The sequence below is a fragment of the Cupriavidus sp. R6-3 genome, assembly GCF_059772245.1.
Genome location: NZ_JCBAJO010000412.1, coordinates 1 through 2045 on the forward strand (window position 1 = coordinate 1; position 2045 = coordinate 2045).

At 72.1% G+C, this 2045-nt stretch carries 1 protein-coding gene; it reads left to right on the forward strand.

Translation table 11 applies throughout. The features are described from left to right. Window positions 1-2045 (forward strand): alpha-2-macroglobulin family protein (locus AC6EI8_RS26225; RefSeq protein WP_498383352.1); only part of this gene is annotated, 2045 nt, incomplete at both ends.

A 2045-nucleotide genomic window follows, 5' to 3' on the forward strand; every position in this document is an offset into this window, starting at 1 on the left:
CTCGATGTCGAGGTGCACTATGTGTCCGGCGGCGCGGCGGCGGGTTTGCCGGTGCGGGTGTCCGCGCTGCTGCGCGACCGTATGCCGCGCTTTGCCGATGCCCCCGGCTACAGCTTCGATGCGCCGCGTGCGGCGGACGAACAGCGCGAGGAGTCGGACGAGATTGAAGATCAAGACCAGGGCCGGGCGTCGGCGCAGGACGGCCAGACGCTGATCGCCGACAAGCGCGCGCTGACGCTGGACGCCAACGGCGGCGGCCGTCTGACGCTCGACACGCTGCCGCCGGTGACCGCGCCGCGCGATCTGCTGGTCGAGGCCGCCTTCGCCGATCCCAACGGCGAGATCCAGACGCTGCGGCAGACGCTGCCGCTGTGGCCGGCCGCGGTGGTCGCCGGCATTCGCGCCGACGACTGGGTTGCGGTCAAGCGCCAGGCCACGGTGCAGGGCATCGCGTTCGATATCGACGGCAAGCCGCGCGCCGGCGTGCCGATGGAGGTGCACGCGCGCGCCCGCATCACGACCTCGGCGCGCAAGCGCGTGGTCGGCGGCTTCTATCGCTACGACAACCGCACCGAGGTGCGCGACCTGGGCAAGGTCTGCGAGGCGAAGACCGATGCGCGCGGCCGCATGCAGTGCGCGGTGACGCTGGAGCAGACCGGCGAGGTGGAACTGATCGCCCGTGCCCGCGACGATGCGGGCCGCGTCTCCGAAGCGGCCACCAGCGTGTGGGTCACCGGCCAGGGCGAGCTGTGGTTCGGCGGCGAGAACCACGACCGCATCGACGTGCTGCCCGAGCGGCCGTCCTATGCGCCCGGCGATACCGCGCGCTTCCAGGTACGGATGCCGTTCCGCCAGGCCACCGCGCTGGTGGCCGTCGAACGCGAGGGCATCCTGGAGACCCACGTGGTGACACTGGCGGGCAAGGACCCGACCGTCAGCGTCAAGGTCAAGCCCGAATGGGGGCCGAACGTCTACGTGTCGGTGCTGGCGCTGCGCGGACGCCTGCACGAGGTGCCCTGGTATTCCTTCTTCACCTGGGGCTGGCGCGAGCCGCGCGCATGGTGGCGCGCCTTCCGCAGCGAGGGGCGGGAGTACGTCGCGCCGACCCCGCTGGTCGACCTGTCGAAGCCGGCGTTCCGGCTCGGGCTGGCCGAGATCCGCGTCGGCAACGAGGCGCACCGGCTCGACGTCAAGGTCGCCACCGACCGCGCCAGCTACCCGGTACGGGGCCAGGCCAAGGTGACGGTGCAGGTCACGCTGCCGGACGGCAAGCCGGCCGCCAACGGCGAGGTCGCGCTGGCCGCGGTCGACGAGGCGCTGCTCGAACTGATGCCCAATACCAGCTGGAACCTGCTCGAGGCGATGCTGCAGCGGCGCAGCTACGGGGTGGAAACGGCGACCGCGCAGATGGAGATCGTCGGGCGGCGCCACTATGGCCGCAAGGCGGTGCCGGCCGGCGGTGGGGGCGGCAAGAATCCGACCCGCGAACTGTTCGACACGCTGCTGCTGTGGAACCCGCGCGTGCAGCTCGACGCGGCCGGCAAGGCCACGCTGACCGTGCCGCTGAACGATTCGCTGACGCGCTTTCGCATCGTCGCGATCGCCGATCTTGGCGTCTCGCGCTTCGGCACCGGCAGCACCACCGTGGCGGCGATGCAGGATCTGCAGCTGATCTCGGGTTTGCCGCCGCTGGTGCGCGAGGGCGATCGCTACCGCGCGATGTTTACGCTGCGCAATACCACGGCACGCGCGATGACGGTGCAGGTCAGCGCGCGCAGCGTGGCGGCCGGTGCGGGCGGCCGGGTTGGCGTCAATGGTGGCGCCATGGCTGGCGCTGCTGCCGGTCCTATCCCCGGTGCCAGCGCCGGCGCCGCCTCCGCTGCTGCCTCTGCTGCTGCCTCCGGCGCCGCGGCTTCCGATCCGGCGGCAGCGACGCTGCCCACGCAGACGGTATCGATCCCGGCCGGCCAGGCGCGCGAGATCGGCTGGGACGTGGTCGCGCCGCTGATCGCGCAGGGCAGCGGCCAGGCGACCGCCACCGAGAG